Origin of the sequence: Microbispora sp. NPDC049125 (genome assembly GCF_040802045.1) — a bacterium.
In the GTDB taxonomy this organism is placed as follows: Bacteria; Actinomycetota; Actinomycetes; order Streptosporangiales; family Streptosporangiaceae; genus Microbispora.
The window spans coordinates 67126-90094 of the sequence record NZ_JBEZDW010000015.1 but is presented as its reverse complement, the minus strand read 5'-3'; the positions used below and the strand labels follow the sequence as shown (position 1 = coordinate 90094).

At 67.4% G+C, this 22969-nt stretch carries 41 protein-coding genes; 35 read left to right on the top strand and 6 right to left on the bottom strand.

The features are described from left to right. Positions 1-74 precede the first annotated feature (74 nt). From AB0B72_RS19480 to AB0B72_RS19465, 4 genes are read right to left on the bottom strand one after another with little or no spacing between them, the layout of a single operon-like run. Positions 75-1340: a hypothetical protein gene (locus tag AB0B72_RS19480; RefSeq protein ID WP_367740227.1), complete on the bottom strand. Its 1266-nt coding sequence runs from the start codon at positions 1338-1340 to the stop codon at positions 75-77. An 11-nt stretch (positions 1341-1351) separates the two neighbouring features. Beyond that, a complete protein-coding gene (locus AB0B72_RS19475; RefSeq protein ID WP_367740226.1) occupies positions 1352-1792 on the bottom strand; it encodes a hypothetical protein in 441 nt (146 codons plus the stop codon). Between the two features lie 11 nt (positions 1793-1803). Next, on the bottom strand, positions 1804-2280 hold the full coding sequence (locus AB0B72_RS19470) for a hypothetical protein (RefSeq protein WP_367740225.1): 477 nt from the start codon (positions 2278-2280) through the stop codon (positions 1804-1806). Next, positions 2277-2543, bottom strand: coding sequence for a hypothetical protein (locus AB0B72_RS19465; RefSeq protein ID WP_367740224.1), 267 nt, complete (start codon positions 2541-2543; stop codon positions 2277-2279). The genes AB0B72_RS19470 and AB0B72_RS19465 overlap by 4 nt, the downstream gene beginning before the upstream one ends. 135 nt (positions 2544-2678) lie before the next feature. On the opposite strand from AB0B72_RS19465, the gene AB0B72_RS19460 reads away from it, so the two are divergent. The 7 genes from AB0B72_RS19460 (at position 2679) to AB0B72_RS19430 (ending at position 5874) form a co-directional block, all read left to right on the top strand. After that, positions 2679-3425 (top strand): GntR family transcriptional regulator, encoded by a 747-nt coding sequence (locus tag AB0B72_RS19460; protein ID WP_367740223.1) that lies wholly within the window; start codon positions 2679-2681, stop codon positions 3423-3425. Then, entirely contained in the window at positions 3422-3985 is a 564-nt protein-coding gene (locus tag AB0B72_RS19455; protein WP_367740222.1) for a GNAT family N-acetyltransferase, read from the top strand. The genes AB0B72_RS19460 and AB0B72_RS19455 overlap by 4 nt, the downstream gene beginning before the upstream one ends. A gap of 86 nt (positions 3986-4071) precedes the next feature. Then, positions 4072-4524 carry a hypothetical protein gene (locus AB0B72_RS19450; RefSeq protein ID WP_367740221.1) on the top strand — a complete coding sequence of 151 codons (453 nt, stop codon included), beginning with the start codon at positions 4072-4074 and terminating at the stop codon, positions 4522-4524. Continuing rightward, on the top strand, positions 4521-4766 hold the full coding sequence (locus AB0B72_RS19445) for a hypothetical protein (RefSeq protein ID WP_367740220.1): 246 nt from the start codon (positions 4521-4523) through the stop codon (positions 4764-4766). Before AB0B72_RS19450 ends, AB0B72_RS19445 begins: the two co-directional genes overlap by 4 nt. Further along, complete coding sequence (locus tag AB0B72_RS19440; RefSeq protein ID WP_367740219.1) at positions 4763-5122, top strand: hypothetical protein; 360 nt, start codon at positions 4763-4765, stop codon at positions 5120-5122. Before AB0B72_RS19445 ends, AB0B72_RS19440 begins: the two co-directional genes overlap by 4 nt. Next, positions 5119-5682, top strand: a complete 564-nt coding sequence (locus AB0B72_RS19435; RefSeq protein WP_367740218.1) for a hypothetical protein — start codon at positions 5119-5121, stop codon at positions 5680-5682. Before AB0B72_RS19440 ends, AB0B72_RS19435 begins: the two co-directional genes overlap by 4 nt. Positions 5683-5691: 9 nt before the next feature. Further along, positions 5692-5874 (top strand): hypothetical protein, encoded by a 183-nt coding sequence (locus AB0B72_RS19430; protein ID WP_367740217.1) that lies wholly within the window; start codon positions 5692-5694, stop codon positions 5872-5874. Between the two features lie 63 nt (positions 5875-5937). Here AB0B72_RS19430 and AB0B72_RS19425 read toward each other — a convergent pair whose 3' ends face one another. After that, positions 5938-6606, bottom strand: coding sequence for a hypothetical protein (locus AB0B72_RS19425; protein ID WP_367740216.1), 669 nt, complete (start codon positions 6604-6606; stop codon positions 5938-5940). Further along, on the bottom strand, positions 6603-7619 hold the full coding sequence (locus tag AB0B72_RS19420; protein ID WP_367740215.1) for a ParA family protein: 1017 nt from the start codon (positions 7617-7619) through the stop codon (positions 6603-6605). Before AB0B72_RS19420 ends, AB0B72_RS19425 begins: the two co-directional genes overlap by 4 nt. A gap of 331 nt (positions 7620-7950) precedes the next feature. On the opposite strand from AB0B72_RS19420, the gene AB0B72_RS19415 reads away from it, so the two are divergent. The 28 genes from AB0B72_RS19415 (at position 7951) to AB0B72_RS19280 (ending at position 22585) form a co-directional block, all read left to right on the top strand. Beyond that, entirely contained in the window at positions 7951-8463 is a 513-nt protein-coding gene (locus AB0B72_RS19415; protein ID WP_367740214.1) for a metal-dependent hydrolase, read from the top strand. 2 nt (positions 8464-8465) lie between these two features. Further along, a complete protein-coding gene (locus AB0B72_RS19410) occupies positions 8466-8813 on the top strand; it encodes a hypothetical protein (protein WP_367740213.1) in 348 nt (115 codons plus the stop codon). A gap of 54 nt (positions 8814-8867) precedes the next feature. Next, complete coding sequence (locus AB0B72_RS19405) at positions 8868-9308, top strand: hypothetical protein (RefSeq protein WP_367740212.1); 441 nt, start codon at positions 8868-8870, stop codon at positions 9306-9308. A 197-nt stretch (positions 9309-9505) separates the two neighbouring features. Continuing rightward, complete coding sequence (locus tag AB0B72_RS19400; RefSeq protein WP_367740211.1) at positions 9506-10744, top strand: hypothetical protein; 1239 nt, start codon at positions 9506-9508, stop codon at positions 10742-10744. A gap of 123 nt (positions 10745-10867) precedes the next feature. Next, complete coding sequence (locus AB0B72_RS19395; protein ID WP_367740210.1) at positions 10868-11326, top strand: hypothetical protein; 459 nt, start codon at positions 10868-10870, stop codon at positions 11324-11326. An 84-nt stretch (positions 11327-11410) separates the two neighbouring features. Continuing rightward, positions 11411-12100: a hypothetical protein gene (locus AB0B72_RS19390; protein ID WP_367740209.1), complete on the top strand. Its 690-nt coding sequence runs from the start codon at positions 11411-11413 to the stop codon at positions 12098-12100. A 142-nt stretch (positions 12101-12242) separates the two neighbouring features. Continuing rightward, a complete protein-coding gene (locus AB0B72_RS19385; RefSeq protein ID WP_367740208.1) occupies positions 12243-12821 on the top strand; it encodes a DUF262 domain-containing protein in 579 nt (192 codons plus the stop codon). A 107-nt stretch (positions 12822-12928) separates the two neighbouring features. After that, positions 12929-13261: a hypothetical protein gene (locus AB0B72_RS19380; protein ID WP_367740207.1), complete on the top strand. Its 333-nt coding sequence runs from the start codon at positions 12929-12931 to the stop codon at positions 13259-13261. Next, positions 13258-13689 carry a hypothetical protein gene (locus tag AB0B72_RS19375; protein WP_367740206.1) on the top strand — a complete coding sequence of 144 codons (432 nt, stop codon included), beginning with the start codon at positions 13258-13260 and terminating at the stop codon, positions 13687-13689. Before AB0B72_RS19380 ends, AB0B72_RS19375 begins: the two co-directional genes overlap by 4 nt. Beyond that, on the top strand, positions 13690-13947 hold the full coding sequence (locus AB0B72_RS19370; RefSeq protein WP_367740205.1) for a hypothetical protein: 258 nt from the start codon (positions 13690-13692) through the stop codon (positions 13945-13947). A gap of 135 nt (positions 13948-14082) precedes the next feature. Further along, positions 14083-14250 (top strand): hypothetical protein, encoded by a 168-nt coding sequence (locus tag AB0B72_RS19365; RefSeq protein ID WP_367740204.1) that lies wholly within the window; start codon positions 14083-14085, stop codon positions 14248-14250. 42 nt (positions 14251-14292) lie between these two features. Continuing rightward, entirely contained in the window at positions 14293-14862 is a 570-nt protein-coding gene (locus AB0B72_RS19360) for a DUF262 domain-containing protein (protein ID WP_367740203.1), read from the top strand. Between the two features lie 71 nt (positions 14863-14933). After that, positions 14934-15287, top strand: a complete 354-nt coding sequence (locus tag AB0B72_RS19355) for a hypothetical protein (protein ID WP_367740202.1) — start codon at positions 14934-14936, stop codon at positions 15285-15287. Then, positions 15284-15682: a hypothetical protein gene (locus tag AB0B72_RS19350; protein ID WP_367740201.1), complete on the top strand. Its 399-nt coding sequence runs from the start codon at positions 15284-15286 to the stop codon at positions 15680-15682. The genes AB0B72_RS19355 and AB0B72_RS19350 overlap by 4 nt, the downstream gene beginning before the upstream one ends. Further along, positions 15679-16041, top strand: a complete 363-nt coding sequence (locus AB0B72_RS19345) for a hypothetical protein (protein ID WP_367740200.1) — start codon at positions 15679-15681, stop codon at positions 16039-16041. The genes AB0B72_RS19350 and AB0B72_RS19345 overlap by 4 nt, the downstream gene beginning before the upstream one ends. After that, on the top strand, positions 16038-16463 hold the full coding sequence (locus AB0B72_RS19340; protein WP_367740199.1) for an SLOG family protein: 426 nt from the start codon (positions 16038-16040) through the stop codon (positions 16461-16463). The genes AB0B72_RS19345 and AB0B72_RS19340 overlap by 4 nt, the downstream gene beginning before the upstream one ends. A gap of 111 nt (positions 16464-16574) precedes the next feature. Next, complete coding sequence (locus AB0B72_RS19335) at positions 16575-16919, top strand: hypothetical protein (protein ID WP_367740198.1); 345 nt, start codon at positions 16575-16577, stop codon at positions 16917-16919. A 131-nt stretch (positions 16920-17050) separates the two neighbouring features. Then, positions 17051-17344 carry a hypothetical protein gene (locus AB0B72_RS19330; protein ID WP_367740197.1) on the top strand — a complete coding sequence of 98 codons (294 nt, stop codon included), beginning with the start codon at positions 17051-17053 and terminating at the stop codon, positions 17342-17344. Positions 17345-17381: 37 nt separating this feature from the next. Further along, positions 17382-17696, top strand: a complete 315-nt coding sequence (locus AB0B72_RS19325; RefSeq protein WP_367740196.1) for a hypothetical protein — start codon at positions 17382-17384, stop codon at positions 17694-17696. Between the two features lie 42 nt (positions 17697-17738). Further along, positions 17739-18131 carry a hypothetical protein gene (locus AB0B72_RS19320; RefSeq protein ID WP_367740195.1) on the top strand — a complete coding sequence of 131 codons (393 nt, stop codon included), beginning with the start codon at positions 17739-17741 and terminating at the stop codon, positions 18129-18131. 38 nt (positions 18132-18169) lie between these two features. Beyond that, positions 18170-18781, top strand: a complete 612-nt coding sequence (locus tag AB0B72_RS19315; protein ID WP_367740194.1) for a hypothetical protein — start codon at positions 18170-18172, stop codon at positions 18779-18781. Between the two features lie 53 nt (positions 18782-18834). Further along, positions 18835-18984 (top strand): hypothetical protein, encoded by a 150-nt coding sequence (locus AB0B72_RS19310; RefSeq protein WP_367740193.1) that lies wholly within the window; start codon positions 18835-18837, stop codon positions 18982-18984. A gap of 48 nt (positions 18985-19032) precedes the next feature. Further along, the gene (locus AB0B72_RS19305; RefSeq protein ID WP_367740192.1) at positions 19033-19713 is read left to right on the top strand and encodes a hypothetical protein; all 681 of its coding nucleotides are present in this window, start codon (positions 19033-19035) and stop codon (positions 19711-19713) included. Between the two features lie 142 nt (positions 19714-19855). Further along, positions 19856-20236 carry a hypothetical protein gene (locus tag AB0B72_RS19300; protein ID WP_367740191.1) on the top strand — a complete coding sequence of 127 codons (381 nt, stop codon included), beginning with the start codon at positions 19856-19858 and terminating at the stop codon, positions 20234-20236. A 49-nt stretch (positions 20237-20285) separates the two neighbouring features. Beyond that, positions 20286-20804, top strand: coding sequence for a hypothetical protein (locus AB0B72_RS19295; RefSeq protein ID WP_367740190.1), 519 nt, complete (start codon positions 20286-20288; stop codon positions 20802-20804). Between the two features lie 68 nt (positions 20805-20872). Then, positions 20873-21013 carry a hypothetical protein gene (locus AB0B72_RS19290; RefSeq protein WP_367740189.1) on the top strand — a complete coding sequence of 47 codons (141 nt, stop codon included), beginning with the start codon at positions 20873-20875 and terminating at the stop codon, positions 21011-21013. A gap of 97 nt (positions 21014-21110) precedes the next feature. After that, positions 21111-21989, top strand: coding sequence for an SPFH domain-containing protein (locus AB0B72_RS19285; protein ID WP_367740188.1), 879 nt, complete (start codon positions 21111-21113; stop codon positions 21987-21989). A 56-nt stretch (positions 21990-22045) separates the two neighbouring features. Then, positions 22046-22585 (top strand): hypothetical protein, encoded by a 540-nt coding sequence (locus tag AB0B72_RS19280; RefSeq protein WP_367740187.1) that lies wholly within the window; start codon positions 22046-22048, stop codon positions 22583-22585. The last annotated feature ends 384 nt before the right edge of the window (positions 22586-22969 follow it).

The following is a 22969-nucleotide window of genomic DNA, read 5'->3' as shown; positions in this document are numbered from 1 at the left end:
ATTGGTTGTCATTTCCATCCCCTCCTTTAGGGAAATTCGCCGGGGCGGGAATCGGCCCGCCCCGGTTGGTTGGTTCAGTCCTGGTAGTGGCTGGTGTTCCGGGCGACGTTGCCCTGCCCAGCGGCGGCGACCGAGTGCTTGACGGGGTCGCCGGTCCGGCGGTGATGGGCCAGCGCCTGGACGGCCATGGAGTGCGCCTGGGAGAGCTGCTGGGCGGCGACCTTGAATGTGCCGACCGCGATACCGATCTGCATCAGAACGTTCACGTAGTTGGCGGCGACGCTGCCCGTGATGCCCTGGTTGTACATGGCGTCGATCTGAAGCCCGCAGATCGACTGCGCGGACTGAACCTGCCGGTCGACCACCGTCAGCGGGCCTTCGAGCGCGGCGATCGTGGAAGCGATAGCCTGCCCGTTCGCCACAGCGGCGCTGTGGCTCTCACCGCTGTTCCCCACCGCGCCGCCGCCCGCGGGGGCGACCGCGCCACCGCGGGAAGAGGTTCCCGCGCCCCCCGAAGCGGGCTTCGGCCGGGAGGCGGCGCCGTTGACTGCGGGCGCACCGGCGGTCTTCTGCGCGGCAACCGCACCGCGGTTCGCGGGAGCGATCTCTCCTGACATGATTCCTCCGGTTTTTCCGAGATTGGCGAGGCGGCGGGCGGGCGCCACGGCGATGGAACTTGCGGTCATGAAGGGGGCGGCCGGTGCTTCCAGCGCCGGTACCGCCCGGGGGCGGGGCAGCGGCACCGCGGTCACTGCCGCGGCGAGCGCTGCCGTCCTGGCTGCGGCGGCGACCACTTCTCGCCTCGCCGGGGCCGGAGCGTGGGCGGTGCGAACCGGGGTCACCTCCACGCTGTAGTCGGAGGGGTCGGGGACCTGGAAGGCCGGACCGTTCAGGGCAGGAGCACGGAAGGCCGGAGCGTCCAGGGCGGGAGCTACGGCCTTCGGCGCCACCGCGCGTCGCACCGGCCGGGCGACGAATACGGGGACGTTCGCGGACTTTGCGGCCACCTCGGGCTGAGGTGCCACCGTGAACTGCGGCACGGAGGCTTCCCTGTTGCGACGGGCCTCATCCTTGGCCTTGTCGATGAGGGCGCCGATGACCGCGGCGGTCTTCTGGTAGTCCTTCACGGCGCGGGTGCCGTTGATGACCAGCAGGATGATCAGGGATCGGAGGGCGAGTGCGGTCTCCCGCTCACGGCGGAGCCGGATCACGTTCGCCATGGTCCCGGGGTCGGCGGAGGTCTCCTCGGTGAGGGAGGCCTTCTTGATCTCCTGGGCGTGGTTCCACAGCGCCTTGCAGATGAATCCTGCGACGATGAGGCTGAACGCGACCGGCTCCATTGCAGTGCTCCTTAGATGAGGCCGTTGAAGAAGGTTCCGGCGCCGTGGTTGAGGGCGCCGCAGACGGACGAGATGAGGTGGCCCAGGGCGCCGCCGTTGATGACGGCGAAGATCGGCAGGCAGAATCCGGCCACGTAGCTGGAGGTCTTGATGCCGGGGCCGTCGCAGTAGTCGATGAGCAGCAGGAGGAAGCCGACGAGGACGAGGATGGCGAACAGCTTGATCTCGCCGAGGATGGAGAAGTTCAGGCCGCGGAACATCTTGCCGATGTCCTCCTGGGCGAGCCCCCAGCCCGCGACGATCATGATGGTGAGGTTGATGCGCTGCAACACGGCCTTGTCGGCTGAAAACAGCCAGGCCAGCCATCTGACTCGGCTCAGGCGCTTCTTCGCCTGGGTGTTCATCAGGACGAACAGCGCGATGAGTAGGAGTGATACGCCTCCAGTGGTCATGGTGAATCTCCTTAGTCGAAGGTGATGTTCAGTCCGGTGGCCCGGCTGAAGATGTAGAACCCGATCCAGAACGCCGTGGCGCGCAGGGGGCGCTGGTTGGCGTAGGTGAGGGCGTTGCCGATGAGGGTGGCGGGGCCCCCGTAGAGGACTCCGAAGAGCCGGTAGGCGAACGTGTAGATCCCGTTGAAGATCGGGACCGGCGTGTTGATCTTGAAGCTGTCGCCCCAGAAGTAGTCGGACTGCTCCCGAACAGTGGGCGGTCGCTCGTCCCACCATGTGATGTTCCGAGCCTTGCGAGCCCGCCTGTTGTCCTCCATCACCCGCAACCAGGCGGGCTTGGGGCGCTTCTGGGCGGCCTTCTCCTGCGTCGTCTCCGGGGCGTCCGCCGCCTGGGGGGTCTCCTCCGCCTGGGGGGCGGGCTCGGCCTCGGGCAACGGCGGGGCTTGCCGTCGGAAACGGCGGCCCAGCGGCATCTCGTCGGTCTTCATGCACTCCTCCTTTCGCTGGCCGAGAGTTTCCCGACCCACTTGGCTAGGTCTGTCAGGTCCCGGGAGACGCGGTTGCGGATCCTTTCCGCGTCCGCCGGGTCCGCTTTTTTGATCTCCGAGCGAAGGAGGTCGAAGGCTGCTTCGGCCGCCTCGATGACGGATTCCGCTCCTTCGATCCGGTCGGCGTACCAGCCGTCGCGGGTGACGCGCTTCTTGCGTCGCGGCTTGCGGCCGATCGGAACCTGACCCTCTTTCACCTGCACTCCCGAAGATCATTGGACTTGCTTAGCTTTCTTGGCAAGCTGGTATACACCAGAGGCTAGAACGAGTCTTGCGCAAAAGTCAATAGCTTGGCAAGCTGGGGTACACCAGATAACCGCCGACGAGAGGAGCGCCCAGTGCCCGCAGCCCGCCCACCGGGCGTAGACCCGCTGTTCCTGAAGATCCACGACGCTGTCCTGTTCCAGATCACCAGCGGAAAGATCGCCCCAGGCCAGCAACTCCCCTCCGTCGCCGACATGGCCAAAGAGTGGAAAACAACCCGGCCCACCGCGCGTAAGGCATACGAGCGCCTCATGAACGGCGGGCACATCACCGCCGTCCCACGGCGCGGATACTTCGTCCGCATGGTCGACCAGGTCACCTGGAACATGTCCGCGGCCGGGGACCCTTGGGCGACCGCCTCAGCAGGGCGCACCGTCCACGAACTCACCGAAGTACGGGTTGTCGCCGCCGACACCCTGGTCGGCAGGGAACGCATCGGCGCCCTACTCGGACTCCCCCCCGACGGCGACGCCCTCTGCCGCCAGGTACTGCGCACCATCGCCAACCACCCGCGCGAGTTGGCCAGCTACTACCTGCCGTTCGACCTCGTCAAGGACACCCCCGCCAAAAGCCAGGACCTCCCCGGCGGGCTCATCGCCCTACTGGCAGAACTCGGCTACCAAGAGCACGCCATCCGGGACGTGAACTCCGCCCGAATGCCCGACGAGCAGGAGGCGGCCCGCCTGGAGCTCGACCCGGGCACCCCCGTCATGGTGACCACCCGCCGTAGTTTCTTCACCCCGGGAGACCAATGCCTGCTCGTCCGCCACTCGGTGTACAACCCCCACGGGGCCGAGTTCATCTACGAGACAACCCGATGACGCCCTATGTGATCCGCCGCGCCCGGCGAAACGACGTGCGCGCCGTCTCCGCCCTGCTCGCCGCCTCAGCCGCCTGGATGCGCCAGCGCGGCTCGCAGGCGTGGCCGCCCGGCGGTTTCCCCGACGAGCGGATACTTCTGGACATCGGCGACGGCACGTGCTGGCTCCTGATGGAACGGTCCACCAAGGCGCCCGTCGCCACACTCGTCCTGGACGCCCGACCGGACGCCGAATTCATCGCCGCAGGCCTCGGCGTCGAAGGGCAACCCGTCACCGAGGCTCTCCTGGTCCACAAGATGGCCGTCGACCGCAACCAGGCCGGGAAGGGCATCGGCGGTTTACTGCTCGACTGGGTCTGCGCGCAGGCCGCCCAAGCCGGGAAGGACTGGGTGTGGATCAACGTGGCCCGGGATAATCGCCGCCTCCAGGCCTGGTACATCTCCAACGGGTTCGAGCACATGACGACCGTCAACATCGGCCGCCCCTCCGGATCGCTATGGCGGCGCGCCGCCGAGCGCCAGCCGCGCCTCAAGCAGGCAATCCGCGAAGCTGGCCTCTGAGCCACCCGAAGAAGCGCCTTGCCCAACATCGCTAAGTACATGTACGCTTCGGTTGTAGGGAAGAGCGACCCACCTGAAGGAGAACCATGAAGTCACTCGCCGAAATGGGCGTCCGGTACCAGACCTCGCATGACTGTGAGGGCTACACCTTCGACTGCGACATCTACTCCGATGAGGAGCTGCGCGAACGCCTCGCCCGACTGCGGTCCGACCCCGACGTCACCAACATCACCGTCGACGAGCTCGCCGAACCCCGCTGCGTCTTCGGCGTCTACGTCGTCAACTTCGACACCGGCGAACGCCACCACCTCCACAAGTTCGACCGCCGCGGCCGCGCCTTCGAAGAGGCCAACGACCTGCTCGGCCGTCCCAACAGCCAGACCCGCCGCATCCACCGCGACTGGTCCCAGGGCGTCGAGATCTGGTACATCGTCGACGGCGACCACCCCCACTTCGCCGAGCCTGACCGCCGCGTCGCCTACGCCCACTGGGGTGCCGAGAACTGCCAGCTCACCCTTGAGGACTGGGTGATCGCATGAGCGCCGACAACAGCCAGCGGCCCGCTGCTGAGGGCGAAATTCACTTCCCTGTGTGGTTCATTGCGGAGGAGGGTCTGCTCGGCGACGCCGACAAAACGCTCTTCGAAGAGCTCGTGCGCGCGGGCCGCAAGAACGGAACCATCCTGCCCCGCATGGTGATCGCGAATCAGCGGGCCACCATGGAAGGCGTCGAGCTGGATCTCCGGCGGTCCACCTTGGAGGAAGGGGGCGAAGAGCGATGAATGACAGTCCGCGCAACAACACGACGTCGGCGATCTTCCGCTTCGACGAGTGGCGCAACACGAGCGACGGCCGCACCCTCGACATCCGAGTCTCAGGGGTTGCCGTCGCCCGCCTCCAGGTCGGCAGACGAGTCGAGGAGGATGGGCGCCGAGTCTGGATCTACGGCATGCTCGTCACCGACCCCACCTACGGGTGGGCTCGGCATGGAAGCCTATTCGCGGCGCCCGCGGACTGGACGGCGAAGCATGCCGAGCGAGCCGCCGTCGGCCTCGCCCTGGCCATGCTCCCCGGCTGGCTTACCCAGGAGCTCGCAAAGGCCGCCGAGCCCCTCGCCCCGCTGGCGGAGACGCCATGAAAACCACCCACCGCGAGTCAACGGGTTTCAAGGTCCACCTGTGGCGGTTCGGGCCCGGCGCCGAGACTCTGTGCTTCCTCGACGGCCCCACTGCTGAGAAGGAAGCGTTCCGGCTCGTCCGCGAGCACACGGCCGCCCGTCCGCGGGGCGTCGGCGAATCGGCGTGGGCGCACATCGAGTACGTCCTCCAGGACGGCGCCCAGCGGTTCCTAGTCACCTACGCCCGCATCAACCAGGGCGAGCAGCACACCGTCCGCCTGTTCAACGACCCCGACTCGCCGACCCGCCAGCGGTACACCTGCTCGTGCGGAGCGCGCCGCTATGACTTCGGCGAGATGCAGGAACACCAGGCCAACGTCGGCCGGTGCACGTCCTGCTGGGGGAACGAGGAGCTCCACCCGAAGGTGAACGGCACCCCCGACACCTCTGCGTGGGTGCCGTGCCCGTCCTGCAAGGACAACGAGCCCATCCCGGGCGCACCGCCGCTGGACGAGACCCGCTACACGCACCCCGACACCCTGCTCCGGCGCGAGCCTGTGTCCGCCGACCGCAGCTTTTGAAGGAGCGCAATGACCACACCCAACCCCGACCGCGAGCTCACCGTCGAGGACATTCTCGACGCCGAGCCCATCCAGCACATCACCGACGAGGCGCGCGAGCGTGGCACTTGCAGCCAGTGCGGGAATTCGTTCTCAGCCCGCGCGTGCGGGCCGACCCACGCCGTTGCCAAGCGTGAACTCGGCCTGATCTGAGGAGTAGGAGCAATGGAGCCCCCGGCCGTCAGTGAGCGGCCGGGGGCTCCGTTGCTCCCGGGGTCAGTCGAGCAGGTGCGCCTCGATTGCCACCGAGATGAGCTCGGAGTACCCGCCCGCCGCGCCGGTCTCAATGATCAGTTCTTCCAGGACGGCTATCTGCCCGTCGGTGAACTGGCACGGCCACACCACCCGCCGGACGCCGCGGCGGGCCTTGGGCCGCGCCCGCCGCCGCGCCGGGAAGGCGCTGCCCGCGGGCTGGCGGTCGGTCCGCCGAGCCTGCACGAGCAACCCCAGAACGTCCTCCCGCAGGGCGGCGTCGATCGCCTGCATGGCGACATCCGCGTGCTCCAAGCCCTGCTCTTTGCACAGGGTTCGGGCGCGCCGGGCGGCCTCCGGCAGGATGTAGACGTTGATCTGTTGCGGGAGGTCGACGTCGCCGGGCAGCTCAGGCTCGACTTCCAGCGAAGGTAGATCGGGCAGCGGCAAAGCGGGGGGCGCTGGCGCTGCGACCGCTTTCGCTGGCGCTTCCGTCTGGCCGCCGGGCGGTTCATCGCCTCGCGGTTCGTGTGACTGCGGAGCGGCCGGTTCGGGCAATGGAGGCATCGGCGGGGCGGGGGCCGTGGGACCGGCGATGACGGCCGCGACCGCGCCGCTCCGCTGCCGGGTCTTCTTGCCGCCGAGCCCGCCCAGCTTGGTTTCGCGCTCTTCCTGCGTGAACGAACCGCTCATACCGGCACCACCGCCTTCTGCGCGTAGGCGATGACCTCCGCGGTGAGAGCCTCGTGCTCCGCGGCTGCCGTCTCCGCGGAATCGGCTGCGATGGTGAACCCCGTCTGGCGGGCTTCCTTACGCCACTCTTCGCTCACCGCCTGGTCGGCGATCTCGGCGAATGTCCAGCCGAACCTGCGCGCCATCTCCGCGATGACCGGTGCGTCGGTGATGACGGAGTCCAGGACGGGCGCCTCAATGCCCGCCTCCTGGAGGAGCTTGGTGATGCGGGCGCGGACACGTGCTACTTGCCCTACCTCTTTCACGCCGACGGCCTCGCCATCGGCGTCCCGCTGGGTGCGCAGGTTGGTCCGCCCGAAGCCGAACAGGGCCACCCCCAGGAGCTCCAGCTCGCCGTTCAGGGCGCGGGCCGCCTCGAACACCGACGACACCTTGGACAAGCCGTCGATGCTGCCTTCATCGAACTTGCAGGGCACCATGACGAACCGGCCCGCTACGGCGGCGAGGTCTTGGAGTTCGGGTTCGCCAGGCGGGCAGTCGATGAGAATCCATTCGTACTCGTGCGCCACCTGGGCGAGGGCGTAGGCGAATGAAAGGCGCGGTTCCCGGCCGTTGGCCATCTTGCCCGCGCTGAACAAGGACCCGCGGACGTAGCCGAGTTGTTCCCCGCCGGGGACCACGTCGAGTTGAGGGCGTACATCACGAATGATTCGCAGTTGCCCTCGCCCTCTGATGAGGTCGTCGATACTTCCACCTTGGTCGTTTTCAGGGTGGGTGGCGTATCGCAGGTCGAGGGCCAGGTTGCCTTGGGGGTCGAAGTCTATGGCGAGGATTCGCCTGTTCGACTGGGCGCTGACCATGGCGGCGGCGAGGTTGGCCGCGGTGTTGCCAGTGAGCGTTGTCTTCCCAGTCCCCCCCTTCCCATTGAGGAAGATGATGACCCGGGTTAGGCGGGGGCGGATGGCTTGGATGATGGCCTCAGTGTTTGCGATTGCGGCCTGCGGCGGGGACATGCGGCCTCCTGTTCTCCTTATGTGACTCCTGTGACGCACGCATACCATCCACCCAACCGCCGAAGTATGCAACTACTTAGCGCACTCGGGCGTAAGCCGTGTCGGGAACATGCCGCCACGCCGACCGGCCTACTGACCTACAGACAGGTCCACATACGGAGCGCCTACAGGTCCACCTACAGGTCCACCTACAGGTCCACCTACACGCGATGAACAGCCAAAACATCTGACGACTCCCCGTCGGATTGCCAACCACGGCGCACTAAGTACGTGTAGTATCGTGGCCTTGCCGGACGAGCGACCGGCCCCACACCACTCTGGAGACCCGCCCATGCTTGGACGCACACACGCCGCCACCGGCGCCGCCGCCTTCGTCGCCTGGGGCGCCGCGGCCCACTACGACTTGCGCCCCCTCGCCGCCGGGGCGCTCGTCGCCGCCGGGGCCGCCATGCTCAACGACCTCGACTGCCCCGGCTCCCACGCATCCCGCGCCTACGGCCTCATCACCCAGGCCCTGTCCCGGGGCGTCTGCGCCATCTCCGGCGGCCACCGGTACGGCACCCACTCCGGCGTCGGCGTCGGGGCGGTCGCCGCCCTCGTCTACGCCGCGGCCGCCCTCTACTCCCGCGACGCCAACCTGTTCCATCAAGGGTGGGTCGTCAGCAGCATTCTGATCAGCACCGGCATCCTGGGCGGCCTCATCTTCCCCCGCCGACCTCACCGCGGCGCCGGACGCCCCAATCTGTTCGCGCTCGGCGCGGTCGCCGCCGCCCTCGCCTTCTTCGGCTTCACCCACCCGCAGACTGCCGCCCAGGTCCCGTACTCGGCGCCTTCATCTGCCTGACCATGAGCTCCACGCTCCGCCTGGCACCGCTGAACGGCTACTGGGACGACGCCGCCAACCTCGTCCCGCTCCCGCTGGCCTACCTCGCGGTCACCCACGGCGCCGACCTGTCGTTCATGCCTGCCGCCGTCACGCTCGGGCTGATGGCGCACCTGGTTGGTGACGCAGTCACCCATCGCGGCATCCCGTACGGCTGGCCCTTGTCGGACTTCACCGTCGGCGTCAAGGTCCTCGTCACCGGCGGCTTGGTCGAGCGGTTCGCCATCTTCCCGACCGCCGTCGTTTACACCGCGGCCGTCTTAACGCACACGGCCCTGGCGCTCGCTCCCGGCGCTTGCCCAGTCTGCTAAGTACATGTAAGGTTCGTCGTATAGGGATGAGCGACCCCAAAGGAGAATCACCCCATGGACTCTCTCGCCATCGAAACCGAAGGCCGCGACGACAAAGGGCGCCTGCACGGCAGTGCCGCAGTCGCGCGCCTCCTCAAGTACAGCCCGCCCGGACCGAACTGGAATGCAGGCTTCCCGGTGAACCCCTGGGAGATGGCGGACGTCGCCGTCGAAGCCGCCGACGACGAGACGGTCCGCGCGGCGCTGCGCCGCCTGCTCGCCCTCCACATGTTCGCCCTTCAGGAGGACCACCCCATGGTGGCCATGCGCAACCTGGAGCTCGGCGACCTCGTCCAGCTTCACGGCCTGAACTACGTCATTGACGACATCAGCGACAAGACCCGGCCGACCATCACCATCCAGGTCCACCTTTCCCACCTTCCGGGTCATTCCGACTGCTTCGCCAATGATCGAGACGTGGAAATCCCGCTCATCGCCCGCCTTCCGAAGGGCTAAGCCTCTCTCTGAACGGGAGCTGCCAGCGAAGATCTTCGCTGGCAGCTCCCGTTTCATGTACGGAAATGCTTGCCGCGGTTGCTAAGTACCCGTACGTTATCGACAGCCGGGACGAGCGACCCCAGGGAGACCCGCGACGCGGCCGAAGTAGGCGACCATCCGAGGAAACACCAACACCGACTGAGGAAACCCCGCCCATGCCCCAACAAACCGTCGTCGACCAGATACTGGCCGACAAAGACGCCAGCGCCCAGAGCCTGGTGGCCGCCGCCCGCAAAGAGATCGCCGCGGGCGGCGGCCACATCACCAACTCGGACGGCGTCCGCTGTGCCACCTGGAATGGCGACCTGCTGAACCTCGCCCGTAGCGTCTGGGGGCCAGGGTTTCACCTGCTGCGCAGCCACCCCGAAACCGTCCGCTTTCAGCTTGAGATGAGGCCCTTCCTGTCCAACGAAGGACACATGAAGGAGCTCAGGCCAAACCAGTGGTTCGTTTCCTGGCGCGCCGAAGACGACCCTTCCGAGGAAGCCGACGCGACGGACCCACCTTCGACTGCCGCCCCAGAAATAACCCAAACCAGCACAACCACCCCGGAGGAACCGACAGTGAAGATGGCCGTCTGCCCCGAATGCGGAGACACCGACAGCGCAGTCGCCATCCGCACCCACATCCAAAAGCTCAGGTCACGCATCCACCCAAAAGACGGCCATCGACGGCAATGCCAGTACTGCCCCGCCGTCAAGGTCCACGTCGACTCCTGGCTCAACCACCTCCAGCGCAACCACAAGGAACACTGCGCCGGGCTGACGTTCTGCAAGGCCTGCGCCACCGAAGGCGTTCCCGCGCCCACCGCCGAGGACCCGCAGGCACGGCACTACCTCGGCGCCTGGTTTAGCAGCCGCGCCGAATACGCCCGACACATGGCCGTCATCCATGGCGCCACCGGCCGCGGATTCCCCACCCTCGTCTCCCGGGAAGAGGCCGCCGCCCGCCAAAACCCACCCTCGGAGGCTCCCAGCGCGCCGGTGGAGCCGGAAATCGTCGAAGCACGACCAGAGGAGACTCCAGAGCTTCAGCAAGCCTCAGAAGCCAAATCAGAGCCCGCGCAACCTGCCACCGAGCCCGCGCCGGTCACCGCCGAACCGGCACCCATCACAGCGCAGGAACCTCCCGTTGCGCCGCCGACCGCACCTGAAATCCCCGCCCCGCGCGCCGCAACCCCGGCCCCGAACCCCGCGGCCAACAGCTCCGTCGACGTCGACCAGGCCATCGACTACCTCGGCGCCGTCATCGCCGAGCTCAACCGCCTCCGCCAGCGAGACGCCGCCCGCGAAGACACGGAACGCGAAAACACGGAGCTCCGAGCAGAGAACGCCGAACTCCGCGACCGCCTCAACAAGGTCCACCAAGCCCTCGGTCTCCCGCCCGTGACCTGACACGGCGGAAGGAAAGTCCGCAAACAGGGGCGGGAAGCCCTACTAATACGGCTTCCCGCCCCTGTTTGCATGGTCGAATGAGACCCCAGCCCACCCCACGCAAACCCGTAAGAGGAGAAGCCCATGAACAACCGTGTAGCCGTCTTCGCCGCCACACTCACCTCCGCGATCACCGCCCACCACGTCGCCGACTACCTCTCCCAGACCGACCACCAGGCATGCCGCAAGGCCGCCCCCGGCTACAACGCAGTCGACGACACCCCCTACGCGCAGACGTGGATCGCCAATCAGAAGCACTGCCTCACCTACCACGCCACCATGGCCGCGGCCGTCGGCGCGACATTCCGAATCCTCGGCATCCGCATCCCGCCCGGCCGCGCCGCCGCGGCCCTCGCCCTGTCCTGGGGAACGCATGCGGTCATCGATCGCCGCTGGCCCGTCAAGAAGATCATGGAGTGGACCGGCTCAGGAGCCTGGTACGAGGCGGACAAGGAAGCCGCCCCCAAGGTCGACCAGACCCTTCACCTGGCCGTTCTTCACCTGGCCGCGCTCCTGGTGGCGGCCTCGGTCCCCGCCGAGTGAACTTCACTTGCCCTCTGCGCTAAGTACATGTATATTCAAAGGTGACCGGACGAGCGACCGGCAGACCAAGGAGAATCAGCACCCATGACCGCCAACCGCACCATCCTCGACACCCTCGAAACCGAGGCCATGCGCAACTTCGAGGCCAACCGCGAGACCCTGGAGAACGGCACAGTCGCCGCCCGTCAGCGCGCCCGCCTCGACTCCGAGCGCATGAACAAAGACGAGCTCCTGGAGGCCGTCAACCGCCTCGCCCCCAACCTCAGCCCCTCCCGGTCCGTCAAGCGCGACGAACTCGTGCGGCTCTACGTCGACGCCTGCGCCGACAACTCCCCGGAGGCGAAGGAGCTCGCCGCACTCAAGAGGGAAGTCAACAAGGACGAGCGCGTCATTGCCCGCCTCAAGACCTACCTCGACCGCGCCGACCTGGCCGCTGCCGAACTCAAGGAACTCGCCACCCGGCCCGTCGGGCACCCGCTGCTGCGCGCCGTCGCTGATAAATTCGACCAGATCGGCCGCGCCCAGTCCCTCGCCGAGATCACCCAGGAGATCATCGAAGGCTTGACATACGGCGGCGAACTCCGCGAAGTCGTAACCGATCACCTCGCGCGGGCCGCCGGAACCGTCTTCGCCTTCCCTGACCGAGTGCAGAGCAACGGCCTGGGCAAGGTTGACCGCGCCGAGACCCTCATCAACGCGATGGCCGCCCGGGAGTTCGTCCGCAACATGATGAGCGACCTCAGCCTCGCGGGACTGCCGTACTTCACCGTGTAGGCCCGAGCGAACCAGGAAGCCTCCGGCGCGCCCGGGGGCTTCTGCCTTTGCAAGGCATACAGCTTGCCCCCTGCGCTAAGTACATGTACAGTTCAGTTGTAGCCCGGACGAGCGACCGGCCCGACCAAGGAGAATCATCGCCATGACCCGCCACACCGCCCACCCCGTCCAGAGTCTCCGCCTCAGCCCCACCAACGAGCCGTGGACCCAGCTCATCAGCATGTGGCACAAGGGCGCCCTTGACCCCAACCCGCCCTACCAGCGGGACCTGGTCTGGACCCTGGACCAGAAGATCTCACTCATCTACAGCATCCTCGACGGTACGCCCATCCCCGCCATCATCACCAACCGCCGCGGCCGTTCCGTCGCCGACACCCGCTACGTCATCGACGGCAAGCAGCGCCTCAACGCTGTCCGCGAGTTCTTGGAGGACAAGTTCCTCGTCCCCGCGAGCTGGTTCAAGCCGGAAGACGTCGTCAGCGGCGAGCTCCTCACCCCACTGGGCGCCAAGGAATATGGCGACACCGGACTCTATGTCGCCTACAGCGGACTCTCCGATTCAGCGCAGTTCTCGCTGGAGATGGCGGCCGTCCCGGTCGCCGAGGGGCGCTTTGCCACGGTCAAGGAGGAGGCCGAGGTCTACCGGCGCGTCAATGGCCTCGGCACCCCGCAGACCGCCGACGACATGGCCCGCGCCGAGCGCGTGGCCCGGGGGGAGTGACCGTGCCTCGCCCCGCAACCGTGAAGCGTTTCGCAGGCGACCCCATCCGACTCCCGGCCGCCTGGCGAGAGCCCCTTGGCCTACGACCCGGCGACGGCACACTCCTCGTGGCCGCCCTGTCCAAGGGCGACGTCGTGGCGCTCCTCACCGACCGCGGCCTCGGGCAGGGCCACGCCGAGAGCATTGCCGCCGAACTGCGTATGAGCCGCAGTCCGAACCTTCCGCAGTCGGTCGCGCTCGCCGTCGAAGCTGGTGTGATCGACCCGGACCGCGTCGGCGTCTACCTCTTCACCCACGCCACCCAAGGCGCAAAGATCGCCCGAATCGAAGACGTCCCGCCCGGTCACGTCACCATCCTTGGGACCTTCGGTCACGACCCGAAGCTGAATGGCCGCGGCACCTACTTTGAGCCCGCCGAGCCCGGGAGTGACCAGCCGTGACGCGCCAGACCAACCCCAAGGTCTTCAACGTCTCGGGCGCCTACCTCCCCGGAGACTGGGCGGAGTTCGCCAGGTTCCCGCACGGCCGTCGGCAGGGCAGCCTATTCGTCATCGCCTGGACCAAGCGCGACGCCGCCGCCCTGCTCGCCGAACGGGGTGTCCCGCAGCACCTGGCCGACGCCCTCACCGACGGCCTGCGCTGGCACCGCCAGCCTCAGCACCTTCGCGCCCTGGCCGAGGGCGTCAAGGCAGGCGCGCTCACCCTGGAGGAACCGGGCGTCTACTACACCCGCGGCAGCAGCGACGGCGAAGCCCTGGTCCGCGTCGAATGCGAACCCCGCGGCGCGCTCACCGTCATCGGCCGCTTCGTCTACGACAGAAGCGAGGGCATGACAACCCTGAAGCCCGTCGCCCCCAAGGAGTCATAGATGCCAACCAGCGACCCGCTCGACCGGCGCGGGTACGACCGCATCGTCGAACGTCATGCCGAACGGCTACTGCAACTGGCCAAGAACATTCAGTTCACCGCGGACAGTCTGGTCCGTGACCTGGAGCTGGGCGACCGCGTCGACGCTTCCCGGTTCCTCCAGAGCATCTGCCGCGACGGGGCCGAGGGAAAGGAGAGGCTAGAAGTCCTCGATGCCCTCAAAGAGGCACGGTTCGTCATCGCCGACGAGGAGACGTAGATCGACGCCGCGATTGGAGCCCCCCGCTTGCCGGGGGTTTCCGCATTTCCGGGGGACCTTGCCCAACTGCGCTAAGTACCTGTATGCTCTGGTTGTGCCGGACGAGCGACCCGGCGCCTACGCAGAGGAGAAACCATGGCCAACCGATTCCCGGTGGGGGACGCCGTCGCCGGACTCGCTGCCTTCGTCGCAGTAGTCGGCGTCGATCTCCCCCCGATGATCCGGTCCATCGCCCTCGTCGTCATCATCTGGGCGCTGGCGATCGTCCTTCACTGGCTGTTCTTGGACACTTTCGCCAACTGACGCCGGACGAGCCGACCGGCCCGAGCGAGGAGAATCCCACCTATGACCACCCACCAGACACTCGACCCCATCGAGTACCTCAGCCTGCACGTCACCATGCGGTCCCCCCGCGACATGGTCCGGATATGGGAAGACGGCGACCTCGCCTGGGACGGCCCCGCCGTCCCCTACCAGCGCGGCCCCGCTTGGACGCGCGACCAGCAGATCCAGCTCATCGCCAGCTCCCTGTCCGGCATCCCCATCCCGGCCATCATCACCAACCGGCGCAACTGGAAAACGCCGGGGCCGGTCTACGTCGTGATCGACGGCCAGCAGCGCCTACGCACCTTCGCCGCATGGTTCAAAGGCAACCTGCCCGTCCCCGCCACCTGGTGGAAGGACGGCATGTACGAGCAGGCGTTCTCCACCGTGGACGGCCCCTACGTCACCTACGCCGACCTCACCGTGCTCGGCCAGCGGTACTTCAACAACCACGCCAGCCTCGCCGTCGCCGAAGGCAGCCTCCCCACCGTCCAGGCCGAAGCCGAGGTCTACCTCAGGGTCAACGGCTACGGCACCGTCCAGACCGACGCCGACCTCGACCGCGCCGCCCGCGTCGCTCGGGGGGAGTGACCATGCGCTTCTTCGCCAACGCTTCCGGTAAGTCGTCCTTCTTCCCCGGCCCATGGCGGGAGGCAGTCGGGATGCGTCCGCACATTTTCTCCGGCGTGGTGCTCGTCGTAGCCAAGAACAAAGCCCAGGTCAAGGAGTTCCTCCTCGAACGCGGCCTCGACGACTGGTCGGCGGGCAACATGGCCGGTGGCCTGCGCGTCACCCCGGCCGACGCCGTCGCCGTCGCCATGCTCACCGAGCTTGGACTGGTGAACGCCGACACGCCGTCCGTCCACATCTGGAAGGACACCACCGACGGCAACCCCATCGTCCGAGTCGACGCCGGAGGCGCCCTCACTACGGTCGCCCGCTGGTGCTTCGAGGGCAGCTTCGGGACTGGGCGGGGCCACTACATCGATCCCGTCACCCAGGAGTCGCAGTCATGAAGCTCTACCTCAACCCTCGCGCCCAGTTCCCCCCGACATGGGCGCCCCGCGGCGGCTCCCTGCTCGTCGTCGCCAACAGCAAAGCCGAGGCGGCCGACATGCTCTCCGGCCGCCCCATCCCCGAACAGACCGCCAAGGTCATGGCGCGAGGACTGAAGCTCCTGAAGCCCGTCCAGTACGGCGCCGCCATTCAGGCGCTGCGCGACGCCGGGATCTCACTCGAAACCCTTGCCGTCTACGCCTGGTACGAGAGCGACAGGGGGGACGCCGACTTCGTAATCCGCATCGACCCCCTTGGGAGGTGCTCCCTCATCGGCAAGTTCCGCTACAAGCCCGGCGAGGTCGGCCTATACCTCGAACCGATCACTCCTATGGAGAGCGAGACCAGCTCATGAGCGGCGACTATGAGCGGGACCTGTGGAAGTGGTTCCTGGCCCGAGCCAAGCACCACAACGTCTACTACTACGAGGACGTGCTGCCCAAGGTCGCCAGCCACCTTGCCGAATGCGGCATCGACTACGACAACTCTCAGCTTCCCGACGTAGGCACCGTCTCCCAGTTCACTGACACCGAGAGCGAGAACGACGAGCTCCCGGCCATCACCGTTGCGGGTTGGATCTGCAAATGCGGCAAGTACGGCGATGGGATCGTACGCGGCAAGTGGCCCAGCAAGGACATCACGCTCGCGATCCCCGGCCCGTACCCGCTGATCCAAATCATCAATGAGGTCGCAAGGGAGGCCGACGAGTCATGACCGCCGAGGCGTTCAACCTGCTGTTCACCGCCTCCCGCGAGTTCCAGGACGTCCAGCGTGCGTGGGCCCGGCTCGACGAGGTGCTGGCCCGCCACGGCGTCGTCCACCTGATGCACGGCGACTACAAGCGGCGCGACGGCAAACTCATCTCCGACGCCATCGCCGCCGCCTGGGCGGCCCGCCGCATCAGCGAGGGCGCCGCGGTGACGGTCGAGCCCGTCCCCGCCCCGTGGGACGCCCACCCGGCGCTCAAGCGGACGGCCGGTCTGGTCCGCGACGGCTACATGCCTGGCCTGCTCGTCGGCCGCGGTGTCCGGAGGGTCGGCTGCCTGGCCTACATCGTCGGGGGTTCGTCCGGCGCGGGCAGCACGGCCGCGTTCGCCGACCACGTCGGCATCCCCACCCAGAAGATCGAGTTCTGAGCGCTCCAGTCCTGGCGGACCAGGGCGCTCCCCTTGTCCCGCAGTGCTAAGTACCCGTATATTTGGCGTCCGGGATGAGCGAACCCGGCACCCCAACCCTTGGAGGGCACCATGAAGACCATCACCGTCACGGCCTGCGCCGCGGCAGTTCTGCTCGCCGCGCTCACCGCCTGCTCAGGCGGGCCAGCGAAGCCCGACGGCATCACCGCCTCGATCATGTGTGAGCGGTTCGTGAAGGACCGCCTGAAGGCGCCGGGCAACGCGGACTTCGGCGGCGCCGCCGACACGGAGGTGACGACCGTCAGCGGCGTCAAGCCGTGGCAGTACAAGGTCCGCAGCTACGTCGACAGCGAGAACTCCTTTGGCGCGAAGATCCGCACCACATACGTGTGTGACATCAAGACCAACGGCGACGGAGACTGGAACCTGGTGGACCTCCAGTTCGGCGAGCAGTAACCAGCCCGCGCGTCACCCAACACCGGACGCCCCGCCAGGAAGCGCATTCCCGGCGGGGCGTTCCCGTTGCCCCCGCCCGCTAAGTACGTGTATATTCGACGTCAGGGACGAGCGGCCCTGACAGGAGAACCATGAACGACCTTGAGCCTGCGCTGACCGACTGGATCAGCGCCGACGACCACACCTTGTCCCGGCAAACCACCGACGGCAAGGCCGTCCTCATCCTCGTGCGAAGCGAGGACAGGTGGACGGCGGAAGTCCGCGCCTTCACCAACGGCGGCTTCGAACTCATCGGCGCCGTCGAACAGTGGGTCACGGAAGGTCCCGGCGGCCTGGACGAGCACCAAGCCAAGAACGCCGCCAAGCGCTACGCGGCCAAGGTGCTGTCCCGCTGGTACGCCGACCGCATCCTCAACAACCCCTGACCCGCAACCCGGGCACACGCCAAGGAAAGGACACGACATGACCGAACGGAAGCCCTTCGTGGGCGAGTGGACGACCTACCGCACCTCCGTTCACGGCCCCTCAGGCGGCGAACTGGGCTACAAGCGGGTGACCGCCGACGGCCACGCCGAGATCTACCTGTACCGGACCGGCCACGGCTGGACGGTCGAAGCGTTCGTCTCAGAGGCCCCCGGGCGCGCCACCAACCTCGGCACCGCCCACCTGCCCGCCACCACCTTGCGTGACGTGGAAAACGCCAAGGCGTCCGCTATGACCTGCGCCGCCCGCCTCCTCGGCGATTGGTACGCCAGCCGCATCCGCTCCGCCAACTGACCCCTCAACCCCGGCCGGAAGCGCTGGGAAAGGAGAACACCCATGCCCTACCCGCACCAGAAGTTCGCCGAGCACCTGGACCGGCGCGGCGCCGCCGTCGTCTACGACGGCACCGACGCCTGCGACGGCGTCGCCGTCTGCGCGAGCACCACGAGCGCCATCATCCGCGTCGAGTTCAGCCCCGACGACCGCCCCACCGCCGCCTGGCTGAACTACAAGCCAGCGCCCCAAGGGTGGACCCTCAAGTCCCTCGTGGACGCCCTCGACCTGCCGTACACCGACCGGTGGTACGACCAGCAAGAGTGCGGCGGCCCCGCTCAGTGGAACGTCTACACGGTGCCCGCGTACCTGGCGGAACTCACCGAAGGTGAGGCCGGTGCGGTCGCCGTCGCTTTCCGCGTCGAGCCCTACCGGCCGACAGGGGTGGCCGTATGATCCCTCGGCCGCCCCTGAATCTGCGACCCGAAGATGCTGTGACAGCCGTCGGCTGCTTGTCGCTCGTCGCGGCGAATCTGCTGTGGATGTATCACCTGACCGACCGGCCCGAACCTGAGGACGTCCAGTTCGCGCTGGAGCGTAGGTCCCAGGTACCCGGCGAGGTGACGACCTCCACGATGCTGCTGTACCTGCTGGAGCGGGGCTTGCGCATGCACCACATTTACCCCTTCGACGATCGCCGGTTCATCGCCGAAGGCGAGGCGTACTACCGTGAGTTCTACGCCGACGAGTGGGAGCCCGACTGGGACAAGTACCTCACGCCGAAGCTCCTCGAAGAACTGCGCCAGGAATGCGAGGCGCACCGGGTGAAGTTCGACCAGTACGGCGAGGTGTCCACCGAGGAGAACCGGCCGGTCACCTACTCAGACATCCCGGCCCTTCTCCAGCGGCAGGGCGCCGTCGTCCTGTACTCCGCGACCGCCGTCGAGCCCGCCCGCGCCAGCCACGGCTTCGCCTACGGCACGAACGACGGCGAGCTCAAGGTCTACTGGCCGCATCGCGGGACCAGCCTCCTGGCGTACACGCCGGACGAATTCACCGAGTACTGGCTTCCCAGTGACGGAGTCACCGCCATCTGGGAGGCATGATGCGTTTCGATCTTGTCGCGAGCGGCCCGGCGAACGAGTCAGCGGAGCGCTTGATGGACGCTGAATCCGGCGTGATCATCCCTGCCGGTGTCAACCCGACCGCCTACGTGTGGCGTCACAACCAGCCGTGGCCGCGCGCCCTCGCCTGGGCGGTCCGGCTGTACGTGCAGGGGTTCAACGTCCGGGCCGTTCGGACCGACTGAACCCGCAGGCCGCGACCTTAAACCGGGCAGGCTGCCAGCCTCCGAACCGTGCTCGACCGCCTGCCCGGCTACAGCTCCGGCCACCCACTGGTCATCGTTGACACCGAGACCGACGGCCTCCGCCGCCCCTACCTGGAAGGCGGGCGAAGGGCCTGGGATGTGGCGCTGGCCCGAATCGAACCCGACGGTGCGATCGGCTGGTTTCAGGGGTTCGTCGACCTGCAAGACCTCCCGTTCGACCCGTTCGACCCGCACCTGGACCGCACCGGCCTGGATATCGGCGGCTTCTACGAACGACACCCGCAGGTCAATGACCTGGCCGTCGGCGTCGTCTACCGGGAGGCCGACCTCGCGCGCGAGCTACACGACCGTTGGTTCGCCCCCGCGACCGGTAGCGGCCGGGACCGCAAGGCGATTCTGTACGGCGCGGTGCCGAACTTCGACGAGCTGTGCGTCGCCGACATGATGATCCGCCACGAGCTGATCGACTCGGAGGCGCCCTACCACTACCAGCTCCAAGACGTCGAAACTCTGGCGGCCGGGCGGCTTCGCCTCGGGCCGCCGCCGTGGGACTCCCGGGCGCTGTCGAGGCGCCTTGGCGTCGACCCGGGCGCCTACGCCCATCACACGGCGCTGGGTGACGTGGAGTGGGCCCTGGAGGTGCTCCGGCGCGCTACCGGCCCGTGGTGGCGCCTTTGGGCCGCCCGGGTTCGCCCCGAACGCACGTAATGATCTTGATATCTTCTCCCCGAAATTGGACCCGACTTTGACATCACCCGCAACGAGCAAGCCCCGCGCCTGGGGCGCTCGCATCCCCTTCGACCTCCCGCCCCCCACCCCGCGAACCGACACGACAACACTGGTGAGGCAGATGCTGGTCGACACACTGAACAAGACGGTTCCCGAAGGCCTCAGCGAGCTTGCGAACCTCCGCGAGCTCGCCGCCATGTTCACCATGTTCAGCTCCTTCAAGGAAACCGGCCCGGAGAACATCACGGCTCGGAGAGTCGAACGGTGGGCCCGGGACCGCGACAAGACCGGCTTCCCCGCCGCCGAGCCGCAGCGACGGCCCACTCCCGGCGCCCCGCCGCAGCGGCTATGGAACGTCCAGGCCGCCTTGGAGTGGTTCCTGAGCTGGACACCCGCAAAGGGCGGCGCCCCCCTCGGAAACCAGAACGGGCTCCTGCACGGCCGGTATGTCGGGGAAAGGGCGCGTCGCGCCGAGCAGGCGGCGCGCCGCAAGGCGTCGTGAGGGCCCCACCCTTACGATCGAATTCCTAGCCGTCACCCGGAACAAGGAAATGACCTCCCAACCCCCGCTGTACAGCGTGTATCTCATTCGCTCCGACGGGAAGCCCGTGCGGGTCGGCCCGCGCGGGCGCCCCTACGGCGACTGCCGCGAGCATTCAGCGCTGCTGCGCGTCGCCGTCGCTGCCCGGCAGCTCGACGGCTTCACCGATGTGTCGATCCAGCCCGACGCCTCCCGGGCGTTCGCCGACGTCGAGGAGCTCGCTGGCGCGCTCGCGCCTGGAGTGATGTTCACCACGCTGGGCGCGGCGGGGCGGGCGGTAGTGGCTCACTTCAGCCTCGCGACGTGCCCCACCGGCCACCTGCTTGACGACCGTGGCGGGCACACCGACCGGACGTACGCGACGCTGGGCGCGCAGATGAGGCGGCTCGGCGTGTTGGCCGACATGGCGGATCGGACCTACGTGCTGGCGCGAATGCCGAGGTCGGGGGACGTAGCGGGATATTGCGTGGCTGGCCGCCAGGAGGTTGCCGCGAATAACCGGGCGGAACCCCTTGCGCCCCGCCGCTAAGTACCTGTATGTTTGGCTGTGTCGAACGGGAAGAGCGCCCCGTGACCAGCAAACACTAGGAGATCGCCATGAACGCCCAGCAGTTCGCCACCCCGATCGTTCGCGGCCCCCGGATCCGCGTCCACCGCAAGCCCCGCCCCTCCTGGGAGCGCGGCGGCCGCAGCGGCGCCCGGCTCTACGCCATCGAGGAGTCGCTCGGCTGGCGCTGAACGATACGACCTGAAGAGCCGGAACGCCCTTCCCCGCAGTCCAAAGGGGGGAGGGCGTTCCCGTTCGTCGGGCCGCAAACACAAACAGGGGAAAACAATGATCAAACGAACCAGGGCGGGCGCGTTGGCGGCCGTTGCGGTACTCCTGGCGGCCGGATGTGCCCAGACCGACGCCAACGAAATCGCGCTGAACTACTCCGGCGGCCCGATCGAAGGCGTCAACTTCCTGCGCTGCATCAAGCCCAACAGTGTCCAGCCGCTCGGCTTCGACGACTCCGCCTACGTCTACCGGTACGGGCAGGTACCGTTCGACTTCTCCGCCGATCCCGGCGCACAACGAGGACCCATCGAGATCGTCTCCCGCGACAACGTCAAGATGACGGTGTCCGGCATCGCGAACTTCGCCCTCAACACCACCTGCGAGAAGCTGAGGAGCTTCCACGAGAGCATCGCCAAGGGCTACGGCATCGACTTCGGCGACGACAACAACCCGCCCGGGTGGAAGGAACTAACCGTCCGCTACGTCGGCCAGCCGCTGGCGCGCGCCATGAACGAAGCGGCCCAGGGGTACGACGTCGCCGCCCTCTACAACGACGCGAAGACCTACACCGAGTGGGCGGCAAAGGTCGGCACCCTGGCGGGCAAGTACATCCAGGAGCTCACCGGCGACCAGTACTTCTGCGCGCCGACCTACCGCGGCACTGGCCAGTGCGGCGACATGGTGCTGATCCTTCAGAAGCCCGACCCGCCGGACGACATGGAGAAGGCCATGGCGTCCCGGCAGACGGCCAAGATGCAGCAACTGGCCCAGGAGCAGGTCAACGCCCGGGTTGAGACGGAACTGAAGTCGCTGCGCGACCTCAAGGGCGTCTTGGGGGCACAGTGGGCGGTGATCTACCAGCTCGCCAAGGACGGCAAGGTCCGCACCGTGCCCGTCCCGTTCGGCGGCAACCTCAACGTCACCGCGGACAACTGACCAAGGGGACGGCACACCCGGGCCGGGGGCCGGTTTCGAGCACGGAGAGGAATGCCATGAGTCCAAACAATCGCCTCGTTTCTCGCGTCTACGTGGTGCAATACACGCTGTCCATGGCGGTTCTGACCGCCGTGGTGTTCGCGGCGGTTTGCTTGGCGAACGACGAGCCGGATTCACTGCTGGCCGCCCTGTCGGGTGTCGCGGCGATGATCTTCGCCGTCTTGGTTGCGATCTACCCCGACCGGCGGCCCCTCCGCATTTGGTCGAACGGCATCAGAGTCGTTGATGCGGGGGGCGGTTATTGGGCGGTTGAGGCCAGGCTGACTACGGGCGACTCGGTGGCGCTGTCCGCCGACCGCGCGGTGTCGGCCGGGCATACGGTGTCGGCGGGGCAGGTGCCGACTGAGCATGTCGGCGCCGCAGTTCACTTCCTCCGCGTTCACCTTGACCGGCTCGGGTGTGAGTGGGTGTCGCCGCGGTTGCGCCTGGACTGCCAGGGGCAGCCCCCGGCGTTGCTGGCGGGGGCGCTGGTTGCGGCGGCAACTCGGCACGGGTGGTCCTACGTCTGTAACCCTTCGAACTCCAAGCGCCGCTAGAAGTCACTCACGCACCAACTTGGACAGATTCCTACACAACGCCCGTTTTGCCTACAGGCCGCATCCTGGTACAAAAGAGACGCCAGGAGGTTCCGGATGTCTGCTAACCCGCCGTAACTCACCAGCAGTAAGGCGTTGTAGCGGACGGCAGTCAAAGACGCGTGCATTGTGGGGGTCGTGCCAAGAAGAAGCCGACACTGGCGGCCGGTCATACCGCAGCCGCCAGGAGAAGAGACCAAACACATCACCGGCCCATGCCGCCGAGGTGATCACAAGAACTGCCCCGGTCGCGTAGCGCTGCCCGAACGAAGAAACGGCCAGCGCTACGTCAAGTGTGAATGCCCGACCTGTGAACAGGCGGGCGAGCACCCAGAGATCCGCACC